An 18,612-nucleotide genomic window follows, 5' to 3' on the forward strand; every position below is an offset into this window, starting at 1 on the left:
ATACTTTCTTCAATATTGTATCTATCTGTAACAGCCACTTTATACGAAATATATGAATCGAGGAAGTGGACTGCTTAGGTAAATACCGTAACAGTTTGCCGTAAAATTGCAATTAAATGATCATTTTGGTCCCAAAGATGGGCATATTCTGTGGAATAACCTTCACCTGCATATTCAGTTACCACTTTATATTTAAACCAGTCACACAATTGATGTTGGAACGGATGGACATAGGTAATGTGCCAAGTTAAAGAACTTGCAGGAGCAACTTGCTTAAACATCGGCAATACACCAGGCGGCCAAATATCCATCAAAACAATTAAATCTGGCAAAGTCATTTGACGATTTTCATGCTTATTAGGATTAAACCTTGACCATCCTCCAAAGTCAGCATACTGACTTCCTGTAACAGGATAATGACCTTCTGCCCAGCATACATCAAAATGTTGATAGCATTCTGGCATTTGTCTAGCAAAAGGAATAGGTTGTAACTCTTCAGGTTGCCTATAAACTGGAACGATAGGCTCATGTCGCACTTTAATATTCGACGCACGCGGCACACCAAAGCTTGCGACCAAAATCGTTTGTACCGCACCATCTTGCCATAAACGGGTTTCAAGCGTAGTGACCGATTTCCCTTCTCTTAAAATTTCAATAGTCAATTGGGCAGGCCCCTGTTGTACAGGGCCCACGAAAGTAACACTACAACTTAATAATCTTTTATTTGGATCTTGAATATTGCAGCAGGCCTTTTGCATGAGTAATCCAGCGACAAGCCCACCAAAAACAGTTCGCCCTTGTAGCCACCCTTCGGGTATTTCAATCCATTCCTTTTGTTTTATTTCTTCAAATAATTGCAGTAATGACATTCACTTCCCTAAAGCACTCTGACTCTTGATGAAACATCTTTCATCATTTTAAAGGGAATGTGAATGATCATTCTTGTACTTATATACCAACTATTTGGTCATTCAGCATAGAAACCTATCTTTATTCATGCAGAATTTTATAAATCGTTCTTGCCATCATTTCACCAAAACCGGGCACAAGAGTAAGCTCTTTTTCAGATGCTTTTAAAACGCCTTGGATTCCACCAAAATGAGTTAATAAATCTCGACGGCGCTTTGGCCCCAACCCAGGAATTGCCTCTAAAACTGAGGTACTTCGGCGTTTGTCGCGTTTAGCACGATGTTTAGTAATCGCAAAACGATGGGCCTCATCACGCACCTGCTGAATCAAGTGCAATGCCTTATGGTCTTCCGGTAACTGGATTTTTGTGCCGTCGGTAAAATGCAGGGTTTCAAGTCCGGGTTTACGCCCTTCACCTTTAGATACACCCACCATAAAAGCGTCTAACCCAAGCTCTTGCATAACTTCCATTGCCATATGGAGCTGGCCTTTACCACCATCAATCAACAGTAAATCAGGCAATATGGCCTTTTTATAACGACGTGTTAAAGCTTGACGCATAGCAGCATAATCATCGCCTGCTGTGATGTCTTGAATGGCAAATTGGCGGTAGTCACGCTTACGAGCGCCCCCTTGATCAAACACGACACATGAGGCAATTGGAGCTTCACCCATGGTATGACTAATATCAAAACACTCAATACGATCAACGGGTCTTCCCACCACTTGCTCTAACTGATGGAAACGTTCATTAAGTTCTAAATGATTACTCAACTGCCCCTTAATGGCATGTTGAACGTTCATTTCGGCTAGTTCCAGCCACTCGGCACGAGTTTCTCGAACATTACTCTTAATCTGAACCTTTTTGCCAAACTGCTGTGCCAACGCTTCCTCTAGTTCTTTACAATCAGGCAAAGCAATATTTACGATAAGCTCATTGGGAACTTCATCTGCAACCTGAAAGTAAAAGTTCGCCATAAAGTCACTCAGCATTTGCCCAAGATCATCACCAAGCATGTCTGGGAAATAACTTTTTCCACCCAGCATTCGCCCATTGCGTACATACATAATTTGCACGCATGTCACGCCTGCCTGATATGCAATTGCCAGAATATCTGCTTCGCCTTTGACTTTAAATACGGCTTGTTGGGCTTGTACTTCACGTAATAAAGATAAACGATCACGGTAAAAAACAGCTTTTTCAAATTCAAGCTCAGCCGCTGCTTGTTCCATTTTGGCAATGAGCTCTTGATTAAGCTCTTTGGTATCACCTTGCAAAAAGCGAATACTATTATTAACGTCTTCTTTATAATCTTCGGGCGAAATCAGACCTACGCACGGAGCTGAACACCGCTTGATCTGGTATTGCAAACATGGACGCTTGCGCTGTGAAAAATAACTATTTTCGCACTGACGCACATTAAAAAGTTTTTGCAAAACCAGTAACGTATCACGTGCACTATAGGCACTTGGGTACGGGCCAAAAAACTTACCAATTTGGTGCTTACCTTTACCACGCCCACTGGCAAGCCGAGGATAGGGCTTATCTGCCGACACAAAAATATAGACATATGACTTATCGTCCCGCAGCATGATGTTATAAGGCGGTCGATGTTGTTTAATTAAATTTTGCTCGAGGAGTAATGCTTCAGTTTCTGAACGAGTGACTAACGTTTCAATATCATAAATTCTGGCAACTAAAGCCTGAGTTTTAGGATGCTCAATGGTTTTAACAAAATAACTCGATACCCGATTCTTTAGGTTTTTCGCTTTGCCGACATATAACAATTCACCCTCCTTCCCTAGCATTTTATAAACACCTGGAAGCTGGGTCATGTTGGCTAAAATTTTTTCAATATGAGGACGAGCGTTTTGATTCACTATTGGCATGCATGGCTTAATACTGAATACCTAATGTGATGTTTTCACCCCTAATTTTCAAGTGCTTTACTGTGCTAGAACATAAATTTGGAAAGCAATTTAAATATGGTCCGACAGATTGTGTCGTACTCGCTTAAGAGTCTAGACGATAGTAACTATATTTAACGTCTTTTTCTTTATACACCGCATAGGTTTTTTGACGAAAATCCGAGAACCAACCATTGCCTGTATAGCCTGCAATATGACCATAAGTGTGGCCACTAGTTCGCTCAATAATGTAAATGTCACCTTCTTGTGGACGGTTGAAAGCAGGTTTAATTTTCTTATAACCATTCTTTTCTAGCGTTTGCCCCCAATCAGAAGCAGCTACAGGATGCTTTGACACATCTGCTCCAGCCGCTTGTAGAGCAATACGAATATTTTTGGCGCATTTCTCTTTACTATGGTTGGCAGAGATACTTTCGAGCTTACTCGAGAACTTATGCAAATTAATATTTTGGTCTTCAGCTTTATGATTTTTAGTTATAGATCGTTTAGATTTTTCAGTCGTCGAAGCTGCTTGTCTTAACATCACTTTTGTTTTTAAATCACCTTGAGAACTGTCTTCTTTTCTCTCTTCGATATGATGAACATGTGCATGAGCTGCGTGATGAGCATGAGCCATTTTAAAACCTACTTCCGCTGACCAGTCTTCGAAAAAACCGCGCCATTGTAGAATCAAAATTGCCTATTGGCTCTTAATAGTTGTAACAAATTACCAGCACTGTGAAATAGGTCACAAAATTAATCATTTAGATCAATAATCAATACATTTTTCATATTATCTACTTAGTACAAGTTTACATAAATTTATTTTTTATAAAAAAATATTAAAAAATAAAATATTATTAAAGTCTACATAAAATAATATTTTAATAAAACTGAAAAAATAATGTCATTTAACTTTTTTAATATTTGGATTCAACTCTTAAAATATCCATAATATATGAATATATATATATCTTAATCTTTACTCTAATCGGTAGCATGATCTACTCAACTCAAGGTTTTTCAAAAGACTGGAGCCAAGTTCCTCTATGCAGTACAGACCAACCAGCATGTATTACAGGCCTTTCTACGTTGAAACCTGTAAATTTAGAAAATGGAAAAATTGTCTTTGATTTCGATACAGATGGATGTTTAGCTTCAGCACCAGTACAAAAACAAGGTGAAAACTATTTCCCTAATAATGGTTTGGATACTTCAGGCACTTTAGAGGGTCAATGCAGCTATAGGGATCAATTGAGCAAAGCAAATATTATTTATAAAGAAAAATGTACGACTTATCAGAATTCCATTTACTGCGGTCGTATTTTTGCACTTTACACTGTTAAAGATAAAGCCGTAAATGGTAGTTTAGACTTCATAGGACACCGACATGATCTAGAGCACGCTGTAGTCTGGATGAAGGATGGTAAAGTGACGCATATAGGTGTAAGTGCACATGGAGAACAAATTAATACACCCGCCAATCAATCTCCATTAGCAAAAGAATATGGTAATAATGCCTACGCCGTTGTTTACCATAAAGATGGGGTATTGACACATGCTTTGCGTTTAGCAACATCCAAGACATCAAATAATATTCAAGTCGTTAATGAGGTTCCAGAAAATCCAACAGGAAAATGGGTTTTACCTAATGTGATTGAAATTGATCAGGCACCTACAAATTACATTAATACTCTTTTTAGCTCGGACTACGGTCAAGCAACACTTGAAATAAAACCATCTCGAATTATTAATTTTTTAAATAGTAAGAAACCTGCTGAATGGAACAATGTGACTTTTTATTAATTAAAACTTAATAAAAACTTAATTTATTGGAACTTTAACTATTTTTAGAGAATTGATATTTAAAATAATTTAAATAAAATTGCTTAAAGTAAAAAACGCCCTTTGGGGCGTTTTTTATTAAAATACATATGGTCGAACAAAAATCAAAAAGAAAATCCCAAGCATCAAGAACCATTTCAAGAAATAATACAACTTACGGTTCGATGCTTTTAAGGCTTTAGCTTTAATACGAATTTGATAAAGATAAGCAAAAGCTTTATTTAAGCCACCTGTTTGGTCGCCTGTTTCATTCGGTGAACTTGCCGCAGTCATCACTTTACGACCAAACCAATGGTTGAAACGCTCCATCCATTTTACTTTCATTGGACGTTCAACGTCTGCAAAGAAAATAATACGGTTTTGATCAGTCTTATTTTCAGCATAGTGAATATAAGTTTCATCAAACACGACACTTTGACCATCACGCCAAGAATATCTTTCGCCATCGACATCAATAAAACAACGGTCATCATTTGGTGTAATTAGACCTAAGTGATAACGCAAAGAACCTGCATACGGATCACGGTGTCTTACCAAACGGCTGTCAGGTGCAAGCTCGGTAAACATTGCTGCTTTAATTGTCGGCAATGTTTTAAGAAGTGCTGTAGTTTTTGGGCAAAGCTCAGCAGCAGATGGATGACTCGATTCATACCATTTGAGGTAAAAACGCTTCCAACCTGTTTTAAAGAATGAGTTAAAACCTAAATCGTTATAGGTACTTGAAGCTTTAATCCCACCTTGGTCATATAAAGCTTTCGCTTCATCTCGAATCATTTCCCAATTTTCATCCAGCACTTTTAAATCTTTAAAATGCTGTGTATCGATATAAGGTTGATTCGGCACCTTTGAAAAGATGTACATTAAAAAGTTAATCGGTGCGAGCAAGGTTGAATGGTCAAAAAATTGACGATAAAACGAGTGACGCACTTTGCCGCGATGTTGGATATACAATGCTGATATCACAAAAATCGCTAATATGATCCACTTAATCATATTGCTACTCTTTCAAAAGATTAGGGGCAACTTCACCTTATATTTAAGGAGAGAGAAACCGGAAGTTTATTTAATTGGTGCAAATTTTAACAAAATTGACTTAGAAAAAGCGAATGTAAAAAAATTAAGTCAAATAATAGACAGCGCTGGTGTAATAAAAATTTTAAATATAGTGTATTTTTCCATAAATTTAAGGAAGTTAAAATTTATTACTATTATTACTGTTATTTACAGATGATCCCACTAACAATTGACATTTTTGACAAAAAATTAACTTTTAAAACTTATTCGTTTTTATATAAAAAATTGATAATTCCTATGCTTTATCAAGAAAAAGTTAAATTAAAACAAATGTCTTTCGTTATTAGCTATCTTTATGATTTCTTTTATGCATTTCATATAGATGAATTGAATAATAAATAAGATGACCCTTGCGTCACGGCTTGATACAACTTGTCAGGTTTTTTTTAGATATAGTTATCGTAAGATTAGCGAAGCATAAATGTGTACCTAAGATGTGCACACGCTTCATAACATCAACTTAGAAGTCCTCCAAAACTAAGGAGATCAGGCATGATCCACGCTGGCAATGCCATTACCGTCCAAATGCTTTCGGACGGAATTGCAGAATTCCGCTTTGACTTACAAGGTGAGTCGGTCAATAAATTTAACCGTGCAACAATTGAAGATTTCCAAGCTGCTATTGCTGCGGTAAAAGCAAATAATGATATTAAAGGCTTAGTTGTTACCTCGGGCAAATCGATATTTATTGTTGGGGCAGACATTACCGAATTTGGTGAAAACTTCGCACAAGGCGAAAAAGCAATTGTTGACTGGCTTATGCCTGTTCACGAAATCTTCAATAGCTTTGAAGATTTAGAAATTCCAAAAGTTGTTGCTATTAACGGTATGGCGTTAGGTGGCGGTTTTGAAATGTGTTTGGTTTGTGACTATCGTGTGATGTCAGAAGCTGCACAAGTGGGCTTACCGGAAATTAAACTTGGTATTTACCCAGGTTTCGGCGGTAGCGTACGTTTAAGCCGTCTGATTGGTATCGACAACGCGGTTGAATGGATGGCGATGGCTGCTCCTAAAAAACCAGCTGCTGCCCTAAAAGATGGTGCGGTAGATGCGGTTGTAGCTGCTGATAAATTACTTGAAGCTGCAACTGACTTAGTTAAGCAAGCAATTTCTGGTCGTTTAAACTGGAAAGCAAAACGTCAAGAAAAGCTTGAAGCTGTAAAATTGAACCCACTTGAACAAATGATGGCGTTCAATACTGCGAAAGGTGCAGTGCTTGCTAAAGCAAACCCTGCTCAATACCCTGCTCCAAAATTATTACTTGATTCATTACAAGCGGGTGCAAGTCTTGCGCGTGACGAAGCATTAAAAGCTGAAGCTGAAGGCTTTGCAAAAGCTGCGATTACGCCACAAGCTGGTGCATTGATTGGTTTATTCCTCAATGACCAAGTTGTTAAGAAAACTGCTAAAAAATATGAAAAAGGTGCACACCCTGTAAACCAAGCAGCTGTACTTGGCGCTGGTATCATGGGTGGTGGTATTGCTTACCAAGCGGCAAGCAAAGGCACACCAATTATCATGAAAGATATTGGTAATCCACAACTTGCTCTAGGTATGAAAGAAGCGAACAGCTTGTTAACTAAACAAGTTGAACGTAAGAAAATGAAACCTGCGCAAATGGGTGAAACGCTTGCACGTATCCGTCCTACTTTAAGCTACGATGAGTTTAAAGAAGTTGATATCGTGATCGAAGCAGTTACAGAAAATCCAAAAGTAAAAGAAATGGTACTTGCGGATACTGAGAAAAATGTTCGTGAAAATACGATTATTGCTTCTAATACTTCTACGATTTCAATCACACGTTTAGCAAAAGCATTACAACGTCCTGAAAACTTCGTTGGTATGCACTTCTTCAACCCAGTTCACATGATGCCGCTTGTAGAAGTAATTCGTGGTGAAAAGACTTCTGAAGAAGCGATTGCAACTACTGTTGTGCTTGCTCAAAAAATGGGCAAAACACCGATCGTTGTAAACGACTGCCCAGGATTCTTGGTTAACCGTGTATTGTTCCCTTACTTTGGTGCGTTTGACCTTCTTGTAAAAGACGGCGCAGACTTCCAGCAAGTTGACAATGTAATGTCTAAGTTTGGTTGGCCAATGGGTCCTGCTTACCTCATCGACGTTGTAGGTATCGACACAGGTGTACATGGTGCAGAAGTCATGGCTGAAGGTTTCCCAGACCGTATGAAGCCAGACTTTAAAGGTTCAATCCAAGCAATGTACGAAGCTAAACGACTTGGTCAAAAGAATGACGTTGGTTTCTACAAATACGAACTTGATAAGAAAGGCAAAAAAGCAAAAACTGTTGATCCAACAGCATATGAAATCATTGCTCCTTTCGTAACGGGTGAGAAACGCGAGTTTGATAACCAAGAAATCATTGACCGCATGATGCTTGCTTTCTGTAACGAAACAGTTCGTTGCTTAGAAGACAACATCGTTGCAACTGCTGCTGAAGCAGACATGGCGATGATTATGGGTGTAGGTTTCCCTCCATTCCGTGGTGGTCCATGTCGTTATATCGACCAGACTGGTGTTGCTGAATACGTTGCACTTTGCGACAAATATGCACACTTAGGTAAGGCTTATGAAGCGCCACAAATGTTGCGCGACATGGCTGCTAACAACAAAAAATTCTACGGTTAAGGAGCAACGTGAATGGCTACTTTAAATCCACGTGACGTTGTCATCGTTGATGGCGTACGTTCTGCAATGGGTAAAACCAAAAACGGTATGTTCCGTAATGTACGTGCTGACAGCTTATCTGCTGAATTGGTTCGTGCACTCGTTGCCCGTAACCAGTTTGATGTAAACGAAGTTGAAGACCTGATCTGGGGCTGTGTAAACCAGACTCTAGAACAAGGTATGAACATTGGCCGTAACATCGGCTTATTGGCTGACTTACCAAAAACTGTTGCTGGTCAAACAGTAAACCGTCTTTGTGGTTCTTCTATGCAAGCGCTTCATACTGCTGCTGCACAGATTGCAACAAACCAAGGTGATATTTTCATTATTGGTGGTGTAGAGCACATGGGCCACGTAGGTATGATGCACGGCATCGACTTAAACCCAGAAGCATCTAAACACTATGCAAAAGCATCTAACATGATGGGCTTAACTGCTGAAATGTTAGGTCGCATGAATGGTATTAGCCGTGAAGAGCAAGACGCTTTTGGTGTTGAATCTCACCGCCGTGCTTGGGCTGCAACTCAAGAAGGCCGTTTCAAAAACGAAATCGTGGGTGTTGAAGGCCATGATGCAAATGGCTTTAAAATCCTTTGCGACATCGACGAAGTAATTCGTCCAGATGCAAACCTTGAAGCGTTCAAAGCATTACGTCCTGTATTTGACCCGAAAGGCGGTACTGTAACTGCTGCTACATCTTCAGCGTTGTCTGACGGTGCTTCTGCAATGTTACTTATGTCTGCTGAACGCGCACAAGCGTTAGGTTTAAAACCACGCGCTGTCATTCGCTCTATGGCGGTTGCAGGTTGTGACGCAGCAATCATGGGTTACGGTCCAGTTCCAGCAACTCAAAAAGCGCTTAAACGTGCTGGTTTAACGATGGCTGATATTCAAACTATCGAGTTAAACGAAGCATTTGCTGCTCAAGGCTTATCAGTAATGAAAGGCTTAGGTATTTATGACAAGCAAGACATCATTAACTTAAATGGTGGTGCGATTGCTTTGGGTCACCCACTAGGTTGTTCTGGTGCGCGTATCACAACGACTTTGTTGAACGTAATGGAACAACAAGATACTCAAATTGGTCTTGCGACCATGTGTATCGGCCTTGGTCAAGGTATTGCAACAGTGATCGAACGTGTTTAATTAACACCAAGATAAAAAAATCCCCGCTCAATGCGGGGATTTTTTTAACCAGTAATTTTAATAGAACTTATCTTTTGAATTTCTTGTTTAAGAAAACCAATAAAATCATTATATAGTTCAATTGTTATATTTACCCTTATGTGTTCTGTCAAAAGTGACAAATACTCATCATAAGGAATTATATGAATTTCTTTGACAGTATAATAAAGTGGGAAAACCACCTTATTCTCGAAAGAAAAAATTTTATAATCACTAGAGAAAACATCTTGATCTGCAATTATTGGGAAATCAACATCTTGAAAACTATCATTTTCTCTTCGTTGTTCACTTTGATAAATAATTTTGGTTTCTAAAAAATATTGCAAAGATTTCACCATACTTTCTATTTGATAAACTTTAACATTATTGTTATCTAGAGTAATTTGTTGATCGGTAAAAATTAGACTGATATCTCCTCTTATTGCCAAAAATTTTAAACCTTCAACTTTATAACAGCAAAATGGTTGCATTGAACTAATAAAATTATCTATTATTTTCAAATCATCAATTAGAACTATAACATCTGGTTTAAAAACACCAGGGGTAGCATCATGATGTTCATAGTAATATGTTGTTAAGTATATATTATTAAATTTCTTAATTTCTTCTAGCTTTAAATATCCAAGACTAGTATTAAACTCTATACCGCTTAAATCCCTTATATTTTTTCCATAATATAAATTAACCAAATTATAAAATTCAGAAAAAATATATTCAAATCCATTCCTTCTATTAAGAATATCTTCCAAAATTTCATCTACTATTTTTTCATTGAAAATTTCAACAAAACTTTTCAGCCAAATATCTCTATTTACATTTAAGCAATCTTTTGCATCAAACCCATAAAAATCAAAACTAAAATCATAAAAACTACTTAAAGGAAACTTAAAATTCCATCCACGGCAGTCAGCTCGTTGTCCCTTAAAGTAAAAATTTGTATTATTTCCTGCCTTAAACTTCTTTTTATTAATCATAATTTTTAAATTTAAATTATGATTCCAATATTTATAATCAAATGTTTTATAAGTTTTATTCAACTGGAATTCATCTTCCTGTAGAATTTCTTTTAAATATTTATCTAAATTTTCATCAAAAATTAAAGGAAAAGTGGTATTTCCAATAAATTTTTCTTTAATTTTTTTAATTATTTCGATAAAAACCAATTCAGTTTTTAATATGTAATCATTTTTAATAAACCCCCTTTTTTTCAAATAATTTTCTTCAACAAAAAAACTTTTTGAAAGCTCTTTAATATTTAGCTCTACTTTTAACTCAGTTCCAAAATCATCATAATTATTTCCTATTTTATTAATAAAACAATATCCATTATTATTTTCTAAAGGTGAGTTCATTTCCACCCAAAAAGAGTCGCCTGTGATAAAGCTTTTTGTTTCAAAAATCAACTTTTCTGAAAGTAAAAAAGCACTTTGCAACCCTATTCCAAAATAGCTAGATGGCTTCATCCATTGTTCCATTTCTGAAATAATTTTAGTTCTTTTAATATTTTTCCTAGAGCCAGCAATTTTTTGTACATACTTCAAATCTTCTAGACTAAAGCCTACACCCCGATCCTTAATTTTCAAATATGCTTTATCTCCCTCCTTTATAAAACTTATTTCAATTGGATATTTTTTTAGAGTATCTATAAAAATATCATCTACGGGACTTAAATTTTTTAATTTATTTTTATGTTCTAAGCTAACTCTTATAAGCGATGCATCAATTGAATTTTGTATTAACTCCCTTAATATGCTTGAAATATCAGTATATAAGTTTCCTCCCTGTAATATTTGAATTGCATTTTTTTCTTCTAAACTAAATTTCATAGGTTTTTGATCTAACAGCTTTTTATTGCCATTTATATTTACATCTAACTGTTCAATTGTTGGTAAAGAACCAAAATTGGGATTTGGTACAATTAAATTCCATTGTGACATCTGATTTTGAAATTCTTCACGTATCCATCCAAACCAGTTCTGAGTTTCAACATATGCCATCTCGTTTGGGCACTCTGCAACAAGTTTTACTGTTCGTTTATCAAGTTGAAACTCACGTAAAGATAGATGTTTATCTTCATGAGCCTTACTTAATCTAGGTTGATGGCTAAGATGTTTCGCCATAACAGGACAGAAACGGTTATCATCTAAATCAAACAAATCACCTAACCGAAGTAAACAGCCAATAAATCGTGGATGACAATCCTCTCTACCTAAACCCGTTTGTTTAAAAGGTAGTTTTTCCATCAAATCAGTAAAATTCATGCCATGCGACATACAGATTTGCCCTAAATATCTATAAATACGTTTAGGTAATAATTCTGTCCGCGGAGAGGTAATATTTAAAAACTCAAATGGGTCTTCAACTAAACCACCTATACGTTTATCGTGATTACGTCTGAACCACTCTGCAATTAGTTGCCTATATTTTTCTACTCCATCAAATGGATGATCTTGTGAACCTATAGCTCCAACCCAACCATTTTGTTCATAAGCCAAGCAAAAAGTATGTAAATCATGACCTTTATCTTGAGCAATAGTTTTGACCATAAACTTAAAATCATCATTGCCATGTACCTCTTTTGCTGATTTAGCATCTACTAACATTCCAACATCATGCCAATATGCAGACTCAAGAATTAACCAAGTATCCGTAGTACTTAATAATTCAATATCTTTTCCTAAAATACGTTCAATATTGACTAAAATCTGCTGTGAATGTGAGGCATTATGATTACTAAAGTGTGGATAAAATCCCCCAATATTTTCTAAAGCTTTGCCTACAAGTTTTTGATCAAACTCCCACTGAGAAAGTAAAATTTTTACATTGTCATCGGTTTCACATTTCTTTTTTAAATGTGCAATTAATTGAGTGCTCATATCTTTATTTTTAAATAAGTATAGTTATACCAATAATACCGCATCTTTTATTTTTTGATTAAAAACAACATATTATTTTTAAATAAAAATCCCCGCTCAATGCGGGGATTTTTATTTTATCGGCCTTTTAACCCATCTTGTATTTGCTGCTGTAATTTTATGAGGTCACTAAGGTTAACTTTCATCGTACCCTCACGATAAGCATCAACATTACTTCGATTAATATTCAAAGGTCTTAACATTTCAAAGATACCATTGGTTGGATCAGAAGACTGTATTCCACCCGCTACCGCTAAAATATATTCTTGTAGAAATGGCGAAAGCTGGGACAAATCGGGCTGAGCCATAACTGGCTGATAATCTACTGTAGTCATGCCTTCAGGGACTAAAGCATTTTGTATATCGTAATGCGTTTTATACTCATGATGTTGCAGAGCCTGACGCACTTTTTTATCTTCTTGGAAGGGTACAAATCCTACCTCTTCACGTAGCTCAGATTCAGCCATAACGCGAATTGTTGGTAAAGTCGCTACTTCCTCTGCTTGAACAGTCGGTAAACCCATAAAAGCAAATGCAGCAATGAAGGCTGATTGTTTTAGAAAGTTCATAACTTGCTCCAAAAATCAGTCACCCTATTTCAATTAAAAGATGATGATTAAATTAAAAGTATCTATAAATAGGCTACAACAAAGTCGAATTTGATTCAGTAAGGCTCAGATAAACGGTAAATATAATTAAATTTTTTAATGTAAAAGTATGGTTCTTCTATTTATTAAACTGCATCCTATAAAACACTCTATAACTTGAACAAAAGTGTTCAGATTATAGAGTGCGATTTAACTTATTGGTTTTATTTGCTGTCTAACATCTCTTTTAAAGAATTCACGACTTGCGGAAATGCCGTATAACCTTCACGACCTAAAAAATGCCCGCCATTAGGAACGGTAATGTACGGCGCATCAACTTCTTTTGCCAATTCAATAGTCAGTTTGGGCGGAACCAAATCATCATTATCAGATAAATACACCAGCTTTTTCTTTATGTCCTTAAAGTAGTTCGTATCGACTTTACTCTTCGTTATATAACTATTGAGAACAGAAGAATCTGAAATGAGACCAGAGAATCCAGATACTAAAATCATTCCTCCAATATTTTGATAATCATGCCTTTGCAAAAAGTACAGTAACGTAATCACCCCTAAACTGTGCGCAACAAAATAGGTATTTTCATCCACCTTAGGGATCTGTTGATCTAAAACTTTCTGCCATGCATCTACGTCCGGATTCTCAGAATCTGGAAATGGAATTAAAGTAACCGCTATATTTTCATTTTCTATTTGATGTTTTAAATCTAGAAACCAATGATCATCTATAGAAGCAGAGTAACCGTGAAGCACAAATATTTGACGCATGTTCTTCTCCTGAAGTTCAAGTGTTTTGGCATTTGCAACAAATGACATTAATCCGAATAACACCAATAAAATGAGTTTTCTGATCATCGAACAAGTACCATTTTGAAAGATAAAAACATGCTAAACTATGACACCACTGTTAAGGTCAACCCCATTTTATGAACTTAGCTAAAGTTGCCGAGCTCACAAAAGTAAGCCCTCGTATGCTGCGTTATTACGAGAGCTTAGGGCTTATACAGCCTCTTCGAGCGAGTAATAACTATCGAAGTTATACGCAAAAAGATATTGAAAATATTAAGAAAATTAAAATATTAAATGATGCAGGCATGCACCTAAAAGATATTCAGGTTTTGCTGCCTTGTTTTGATTTAGATGAACGCGTATTTACACTATGCTCAGTGGTTCAAGAAAAACTGCAAACTGAACTCATGCATGTGTCTGAGCAGTTAAACAAACTACAAACTTCTCAAAGTTTATTACAATCTTTTTTAACCAAAGGGAAAGTCGAGAGCACCAAATCATAATATTTGATGCTCATACTTCGCTTATTCTTTTAAATCTCCTTCGAGTGCAGCCACATTTTTTTTCTTAATTTTTTCAATTTTTGCATTTAGCTTTAGAACATCTTGATAAAGCCCATTAAACTTTTTGACCTGAGCATTTTCATGAAAAAGAATCATCTGATCTTTCTTTTGCCATTCATAATTTTTTAGAAGCTTAAACATTTGTTCAGCTTTATCTAAAATTTGTAGCTCAATCATAAAAATTGCATGGTCTTGATCTGCTTTTTGCTGAGTTCCCAATTTCATTTCAAGAAGTTGCCTCATCTCTGCATCAACAGATAACTCTTGAACCTTTGCTAAGAAAGTTTTATGAATCTTTTCATATTCAGTCTGATACTGATCTGACGCTTTACGGACATCAGCTAGCATCTTTTCGGTTTCTGCAAATTTTTGTTTTTTATCAAGATCTAAACGGTCCACATTTAAAAAAGTATCCCATTTAGCTGCTTTAAGTTCTCTTAAGTATGCATTACGTGTATTAATATTTTGAATCCAATAACTTAAAAGAAATTCTGAAATTTGCTTATAGTGTCCTGCCAAACGCTTATCGTGAATATCGAGCTGGACGGGTTTAGACCAGTCTTGTGCTTGGTCATAAAGCTGATTCATTTTTTCAGTCATGACGACATCAAACATTTGACTACTGTCTTTGGCCTGCTGCTGTTTGATATGTTGATAGGTGAAAAAAATAATGCTTGTGATAACAATCAGACTTGCAATCGCAATCAAAACTCGGCGCATACACACCTCCTATTTCCCTTCTTATAGTTTTGCTCTTTATAGTTATAAAATAGAGCTTATTCTTCTTTATATGCCATTTATTTCACAATACGCAACACTGTATTCGCTACCCAAAGCTTTAAATCCTTATCCATCATCCCTATTATGATGGGTAATTAAAATTTATGAGATTCTCCCATGCGTGTTGATGTCTGGTCTGATGTAGTTTGCCCTTTTTGTTATATTGGTAAAAAACGCCTTGAGCATGTAGCTGCTGAAGCAGGTATTGATCTTGAAATTCACTGGCATAGTTTTGAATTAGATCCTGATGCGCCAGCTAAACATGACACTTCAAATACTGAACGTCTAGCTAAAAAATATGGCCGTACCTATGAAGAGATGGAAGAAATGGAGCGCAATATTGCGGCCATGGCTGCTTCTGAAGGTATTGATTTTCAATGGCAAAAAGCCAACTCAGGCAATAGTTTTAATGCACACCGTATTATTCACCTTGCGCAAAGCAAAGGTTTAGGTAATGAAGCTAAAGAAGCTTTTTTCCATGCTTATATGACCGAAGGTCTCGCAATTGGCGAACGTGAAGTTGTAGAAGAAATTGCATCTCGTATTGGTTTAGACAATGCTGAAGTTGAATACGTACTAGATACCAACGAACTATCTGACTTTGTCCGTCATGATGAAAAAATTGCACGTGAGCAGCTTAATGTAACTGGCGTGCCATTTTTTGTATTTGACCAAAGAATCGCTCTTGCTGGCGCTCAACCACGTGAAGTCTTTTTACAAGTTTTGGAAAAAGCACAAATCAAAGCAGATAGTGAAGAAGTCGAGCAAGATGATGCAGCTGCTTGTACCGATGAAACTTGCGATATTCCAAAGAAATAAATGAACACAATTAAAATGTGATCAAATCGTATGTTTTATCATCATTTTAGCAATAGAGCGTTCTAAAAAAAGAACTATCTAATTGCTAAAAATCAGTTTATTATTGCCGCTTAGAATATTCGCGCTGTAATGTTCTGTTTTTTATGTGTTTAATGATCGGAATTTGAAGTTTCCTTGATCTATCATCCCCCTTCACTGGGGGATTTTTTTTGGCTAAAAATAATCGCTAATAGCTTAAACTTTTTCATTTATTTCAAATATGTAAAAAAAGTTAAATTTACTTAACTTTTGTGTCTCCCTCTTGATTTTATTAGAAAAATCAACAAAAGTGGAAACAACAACAAAACATAAAGATAGATATGAAAACATTTCATGTAATGCCGTACTGGCAGCTTTTTGCACTTTTAACGATTGGATTTGGTTCAGTATGCATCGCTCATGCAGAGACCGCCTCTTCTTCTACAAACCAACAAATAGGAAGTACATCATCTGGAGTACAAACTGAAGTCACCACAGACGAAAATCTCTTAGATCAAATTCCGCGTTGGGTAGACGCAACCCCAACCATTTTTCCAGAGCAGTCTAATGAGCCTATTGTTCCGCCTACCGAACAAACCGAAGATCAAACCTGGGTTGATCGTAAGCAAAAGAAAATTCGTAATTGGGCCGATCGTACTTCTGAAAAAATTGATAATTGGTTTGGTGAAGTTGATCCACAAAAACCAGCTAGTGCAACTATTCGGGTAATGGTTGATAACTATTGGAATGAATACGACAACTTTGAAATTAAGCCCAGAATTCGCGGTAAAATTAAGCTCCCTACGCTAGAAAAACGTTTAAGCGTGGTATTTGGTGATGATTCTTTAGATGATGAATTTAATAACAGTCCAGCTAATATTAACCAAAACCCAAATCAAGACTCCAATAAGAAGTTAGATGGCAAACGAACTCGAGATGACAACAGCTCAATTGCCTTACGTTGGTCAAATTTTTCTAAAAAACTGCCTTTCGAAACCGATGCCGACTTAGGTATTCGTTCTGGGGACGATATTTATGTTCGTTTAAAAGCATCGAGAGATTGGCAACTTCGTAATGATTTTAAGTTTTATGCTGAACAAATTTATCGTTACGGCATAGACAGCGAAAACTACTTACGTACTAATCTTGAACTTACCCATGCTAGACCGAATCAACCGATTTTATCCAATCAGTTCAGCCTAACCTATGCCGATGATCAAGATGACGATCTAGCTTGGGAAAACCGAACATTCCGCGAGCACAGTTTCTTTGCAAACAACCGTTTTAACTATGGTATTTATACTAGCGGTTATTACAACGACAATGACTTACGTTTAAACAGTTGGGGACCCTTTGTTTCATGGCGCCAACCCGTTTTACGTGAATGGTTCTTTGTACAAGGCGATGTAAATTACTTTAATGACCACCGCGAAGACCGTAATCATTTTGTCAGCACCTTCTTACGTTTAGAAGCACTTTTCTAAGCTAGCAAACATCACCTTGGACCTCATCCAAGGTGATAAATAACAAAATACTTTTAAATAAAATTTTAAGCTTAGCCTTCTAAAGTACTGTTCTAATTTTTGTTTTTGATTCCTTATCTTTAAAAATGAATCAATTTTCTTCTCCATTTCAAAATAAATCGACAGTCTTCATTTGTATTTATAGTTTAGGTGTATTAGCTTTACTTCCACATACTCATTTTTTTTATAACTCTTTAAAACACCAACGGTCACGGCGTTATCCCTATTCTTCTACGAGTTTCGCTAAAGTAAAAAGACAATCACTTTCACGCTCACCTTGTGAAGTAGAAGCAAACAATACTTTATCTGATGCTGGTTTAATTCAAGAGCTTATGGCTGTATTTGGAAATGATACGTTATGGAAACGTGCGACTCAACCTGAACAAACGTATAAAGCTTTGGGTAAAAGAAAGAAGAAGAATTCATCAACTCAGGTTTCAGTCACAAATCCACTGAGTGCGAGCTGGGCCACCATTTCAACATGGATGCCTTTTGAAAATGACCTCGATTTAGGCTCAAATTCAGATAGTGATATCTACGTACAATTTTTAGCAAAGAAGAAATGGAATTTGAGACATAACATTAGAATTGATACAGAACAGATCTTTCGTTACGGCTCTACCAGCCGAAATTATTCTGAAACTACCCTAAACTTAACGCAGAAATGCAAGATAACACATTATTTTCTAATAAATTTAATGTGAACAAGAGCGAAAATGAAGATTACAACTGGGGCAATTGGACTTTTCAACAATTTGAGTTTGTGAAAGATAATAGCCTGACTTACGGTATTTATAGCGGTGGCGTATATACTAAAAATGATATTCGACTAAATAGCTGGGGGCCTTATATTTCATGGCGTCAACCGATATGGAGAGATTGGATTTTTATCCAAAATGATCTTAATTTTTTTAACCATATTGATGATGATCCGAAACACCAACTCAGTGTGCAAATGAATCTTGAAGCTAATTTTTAAACAAAAATCATCAGGT

The 18,612-nt window shown here is 36.3% G+C and carries 15 protein-coding genes and 1 pseudogene; 8 read left to right on the forward strand and 8 right to left on the reverse strand.

Going from position 1 to position 18,612, the window contains the following annotated elements; all coding sequences use genetic code 11:
• Positions 1-74 precede the first annotated feature (74 nt).
• The 3 genes from ACTJJG_RS15385 to ACTJJG_RS15395 all read right to left on the reverse strand — a co-directional run bounded on the left by ACTJJG_RS15385 (position 75) and on the right by ACTJJG_RS15395 (position 3,454).
• Positions 75-869 (reverse strand): thioesterase family protein, encoded by a 795-nt coding sequence (locus ACTJJG_RS15385; protein WP_005065839.1) that lies wholly within the window; start codon positions 867-869, stop codon positions 75-77.
• Between the two features lie 121 nt (positions 870-990).
• A complete protein-coding gene (uvrC, locus tag ACTJJG_RS15390) occupies positions 991-2,790 on the reverse strand; it encodes an excinuclease ABC subunit UvrC (RefSeq protein ID WP_002114749.1) in 1,800 nt (599 codons plus the stop codon).
• Positions 2,791-2,923: 133 nt separating this feature from the next.
• Positions 2,924-3,454, reverse strand: a complete 531-nt coding sequence (locus ACTJJG_RS15395) for a peptidoglycan hydrolase (protein WP_025469759.1) — start codon at positions 3,452-3,454, stop codon at positions 2,924-2,926.
• A 362-nt stretch (positions 3,455-3,816) separates the two neighbouring features.
• Between ACTJJG_RS15395 and ACTJJG_RS15400 the strand changes: the two genes are divergently transcribed.
• Positions 3,817-4,623, forward strand: a complete 807-nt coding sequence (locus ACTJJG_RS15400) for an NPP1 family protein (RefSeq protein ID WP_372552473.1) — start codon at positions 3,817-3,819, stop codon at positions 4,621-4,623.
• Positions 4,624-4,740: 117 nt separating this feature from the next.
• On the opposite strand, the gene lpxO is transcribed toward ACTJJG_RS15400, so the two are convergent.
• On the reverse strand, positions 4,741-5,655 hold the full coding sequence (gene lpxO / locus ACTJJG_RS15405) for a lipid A hydroxylase LpxO (RefSeq protein WP_002114943.1): 915 nt from the start codon (positions 5,653-5,655) through the stop codon (positions 4,741-4,743).
• Positions 5,656-5,961: 306 nt separating this feature from the next.
• Between lpxO and ACTJJG_RS15410 the strand changes: the two genes are divergently transcribed.
• The 3 genes from ACTJJG_RS15410 to fadA all read left to right on the forward strand — a co-directional run bounded on the left by ACTJJG_RS15410 (position 5,962) and on the right by fadA (position 9,567).
• A complete protein-coding gene (locus tag ACTJJG_RS15410; protein WP_078210141.1) occupies positions 5,962-6,078 on the forward strand; it encodes a hypothetical protein in 117 nt (38 codons plus the stop codon).
• 150 nt (positions 6,079-6,228) lie between these two features.
• Positions 6,229-8,382 carry a fatty acid oxidation complex subunit alpha FadB gene (gene fadB / locus ACTJJG_RS15415; RefSeq protein ID WP_372552472.1) on the forward strand — a complete coding sequence of 718 codons (2,154 nt, stop codon included), beginning with the start codon at positions 6,229-6,231 and terminating at the stop codon, positions 8,380-8,382.
• Positions 8,383-8,394: 12 nt separating this feature from the next.
• On the forward strand, positions 8,395-9,567 hold the full coding sequence (gene fadA, locus ACTJJG_RS15420; RefSeq protein WP_005065826.1) for an acetyl-CoA C-acyltransferase FadA: 1,173 nt from the start codon (positions 8,395-8,397) through the stop codon (positions 9,565-9,567).
• Between the two features lie 44 nt (positions 9,568-9,611).
• Here fadA and ACTJJG_RS15425 read toward each other — a convergent pair whose 3' ends face one another.
• From ACTJJG_RS15425 to ACTJJG_RS15435, 3 genes are all read right to left on the reverse strand, one after another.
• The gene (locus ACTJJG_RS15425; protein ID WP_372552470.1) at positions 9,612-12,482 is read right to left on the reverse strand and encodes an HD domain-containing protein; all 2,871 of its coding nucleotides are present in this window, start codon (positions 12,480-12,482) and stop codon (positions 9,612-9,614) included.
• Between the two features lie 116 nt (positions 12,483-12,598).
• On the reverse strand, positions 12,599-13,090 hold the full coding sequence (locus ACTJJG_RS15430) for a hypothetical protein (protein WP_005065822.1): 492 nt from the start codon (positions 13,088-13,090) through the stop codon (positions 12,599-12,601).
• Positions 13,091-13,332: 242 nt separating this feature from the next.
• Complete coding sequence (locus ACTJJG_RS15435) at positions 13,333-13,980, reverse strand: RBBP9/YdeN family alpha/beta hydrolase (protein WP_069120456.1); 648 nt, start codon at positions 13,978-13,980, stop codon at positions 13,333-13,335.
• A 71-nt stretch (positions 13,981-14,051) separates the two neighbouring features.
• Here ACTJJG_RS15435 and ACTJJG_RS15440 point away from each other — a divergent pair, with 71 nt between their 5' ends.
• Positions 14,052-14,417, forward strand: coding sequence for a MerR family transcriptional regulator (locus ACTJJG_RS15440; RefSeq protein ID WP_002114700.1), 366 nt, complete (start codon positions 14,052-14,054; stop codon positions 14,415-14,417).
• A 21-nt stretch (positions 14,418-14,438) separates the two neighbouring features.
• Here ACTJJG_RS15440 and ACTJJG_RS15445 read toward each other — a convergent pair whose 3' ends face one another.
• The gene (locus tag ACTJJG_RS15445) at positions 14,439-15,197 is read right to left on the reverse strand and encodes a hypothetical protein (RefSeq protein WP_069120458.1); all 759 of its coding nucleotides are present in this window, start codon (positions 15,195-15,197) and stop codon (positions 14,439-14,441) included.
• A 177-nt stretch (positions 15,198-15,374) separates the two neighbouring features.
• Between ACTJJG_RS15445 and ACTJJG_RS15450 the strand changes: the two genes are divergently transcribed.
• The 3 genes and pseudogenes from ACTJJG_RS15450 to ACTJJG_RS15460 all read left to right on the forward strand — a co-directional run bounded on the left by ACTJJG_RS15450 (position 15,375) and on the right by ACTJJG_RS15460 (position 18,596).
• Complete coding sequence (locus ACTJJG_RS15450; RefSeq protein ID WP_002114847.1) at positions 15,375-16,076, forward strand: DsbA family oxidoreductase; 702 nt, start codon at positions 15,375-15,377, stop codon at positions 16,074-16,076.
• Positions 16,077-16,435: 359 nt separating this feature from the next.
• Entirely contained in the window at positions 16,436-17,578 is a 1,143-nt protein-coding gene (locus ACTJJG_RS15455; RefSeq protein WP_005065814.1) for a hypothetical protein, read from the forward strand.
• Between the two features lie 125 nt (positions 17,579-17,703).
• Positions 17,704-18,596, forward strand: a pseudogene (locus tag ACTJJG_RS15460) (selenocysteine synthase).
• Positions 18,597-18,612 lie beyond the last annotated feature (16 nt).

Origin of the sequence: Acinetobacter sp. 22512 (genome assembly GCF_052044755.1) — a bacterium.
GTDB lineage: Bacteria > Pseudomonadota > Gammaproteobacteria > Pseudomonadales > Moraxellaceae > Acinetobacter > Acinetobacter pittii.

Coding starts and splice junctions, on each gene's coding strand:
- ACTJJG_RS15385 (WP_005065839.1), bottom strand. CDS start 869: ATGTCATTACTGCAATTATTTGAAGAAATAAAACAAAAGGAATGGATT.
- ACTJJG_RS15395 (WP_025469759.1), bottom strand. CDS start 3,454: ATGGCTCATGCTCATCACGCAGCTCATGCACATGTTCATCATATCGAA.
- ACTJJG_RS15400 (WP_372552473.1), top strand. CDS start 3,817: ATGATCTACTCAACTCAAGGTTTTTCAAAAGACTGGAGCCAAGTTCCT.
- lpxO (WP_002114943.1), bottom strand. CDS start 5,655: ATGATTAAGTGGATCATATTAGCGATTTTTGTGATATCAGCATTGTAT.
- fadB (WP_372552472.1), top strand. CDS start 6,229: ATGATCCACGCTGGCAATGCCATTACCGTCCAAATGCTTTCGGACGGA.
- fadA (WP_005065826.1), top strand. CDS start 8,395: ATGGCTACTTTAAATCCACGTGACGTTGTCATCGTTGATGGCGTACGT.
- ACTJJG_RS15425 (WP_372552470.1), bottom strand. CDS start 12,482: ATGAGCACTCAATTAATTGCACATTTAAAAAAGAAATGTGAAACCGAT.
- ACTJJG_RS15430 (WP_005065822.1), bottom strand. CDS start 13,090: ATGAACTTTCTAAAACAATCAGCCTTCATTGCTGCATTTGCTTTTATG.
- ACTJJG_RS15435 (WP_069120456.1), bottom strand. CDS start 13,980: ATGATCAGAAAACTCATTTTATTGGTGTTATTCGGATTAATGTCATTT.
- ACTJJG_RS15440 (WP_002114700.1), top strand. CDS start 14,052: ATGAACTTAGCTAAAGTTGCCGAGCTCACAAAAGTAAGCCCTCGTATG.
- ACTJJG_RS15445 (WP_069120458.1), bottom strand. CDS start 15,197: ATGCGCCGAGTTTTGATTGCGATTGCAAGTCTGATTGTTATCACAAGC.
- ACTJJG_RS15450 (WP_002114847.1), top strand. CDS start 15,375: ATGCGTGTTGATGTCTGGTCTGATGTAGTTTGCCCTTTTTGTTATATT.
- ACTJJG_RS15455 (WP_005065814.1), top strand. CDS start 16,436: ATGAAAACATTTCATGTAATGCCGTACTGGCAGCTTTTTGCACTTTTA.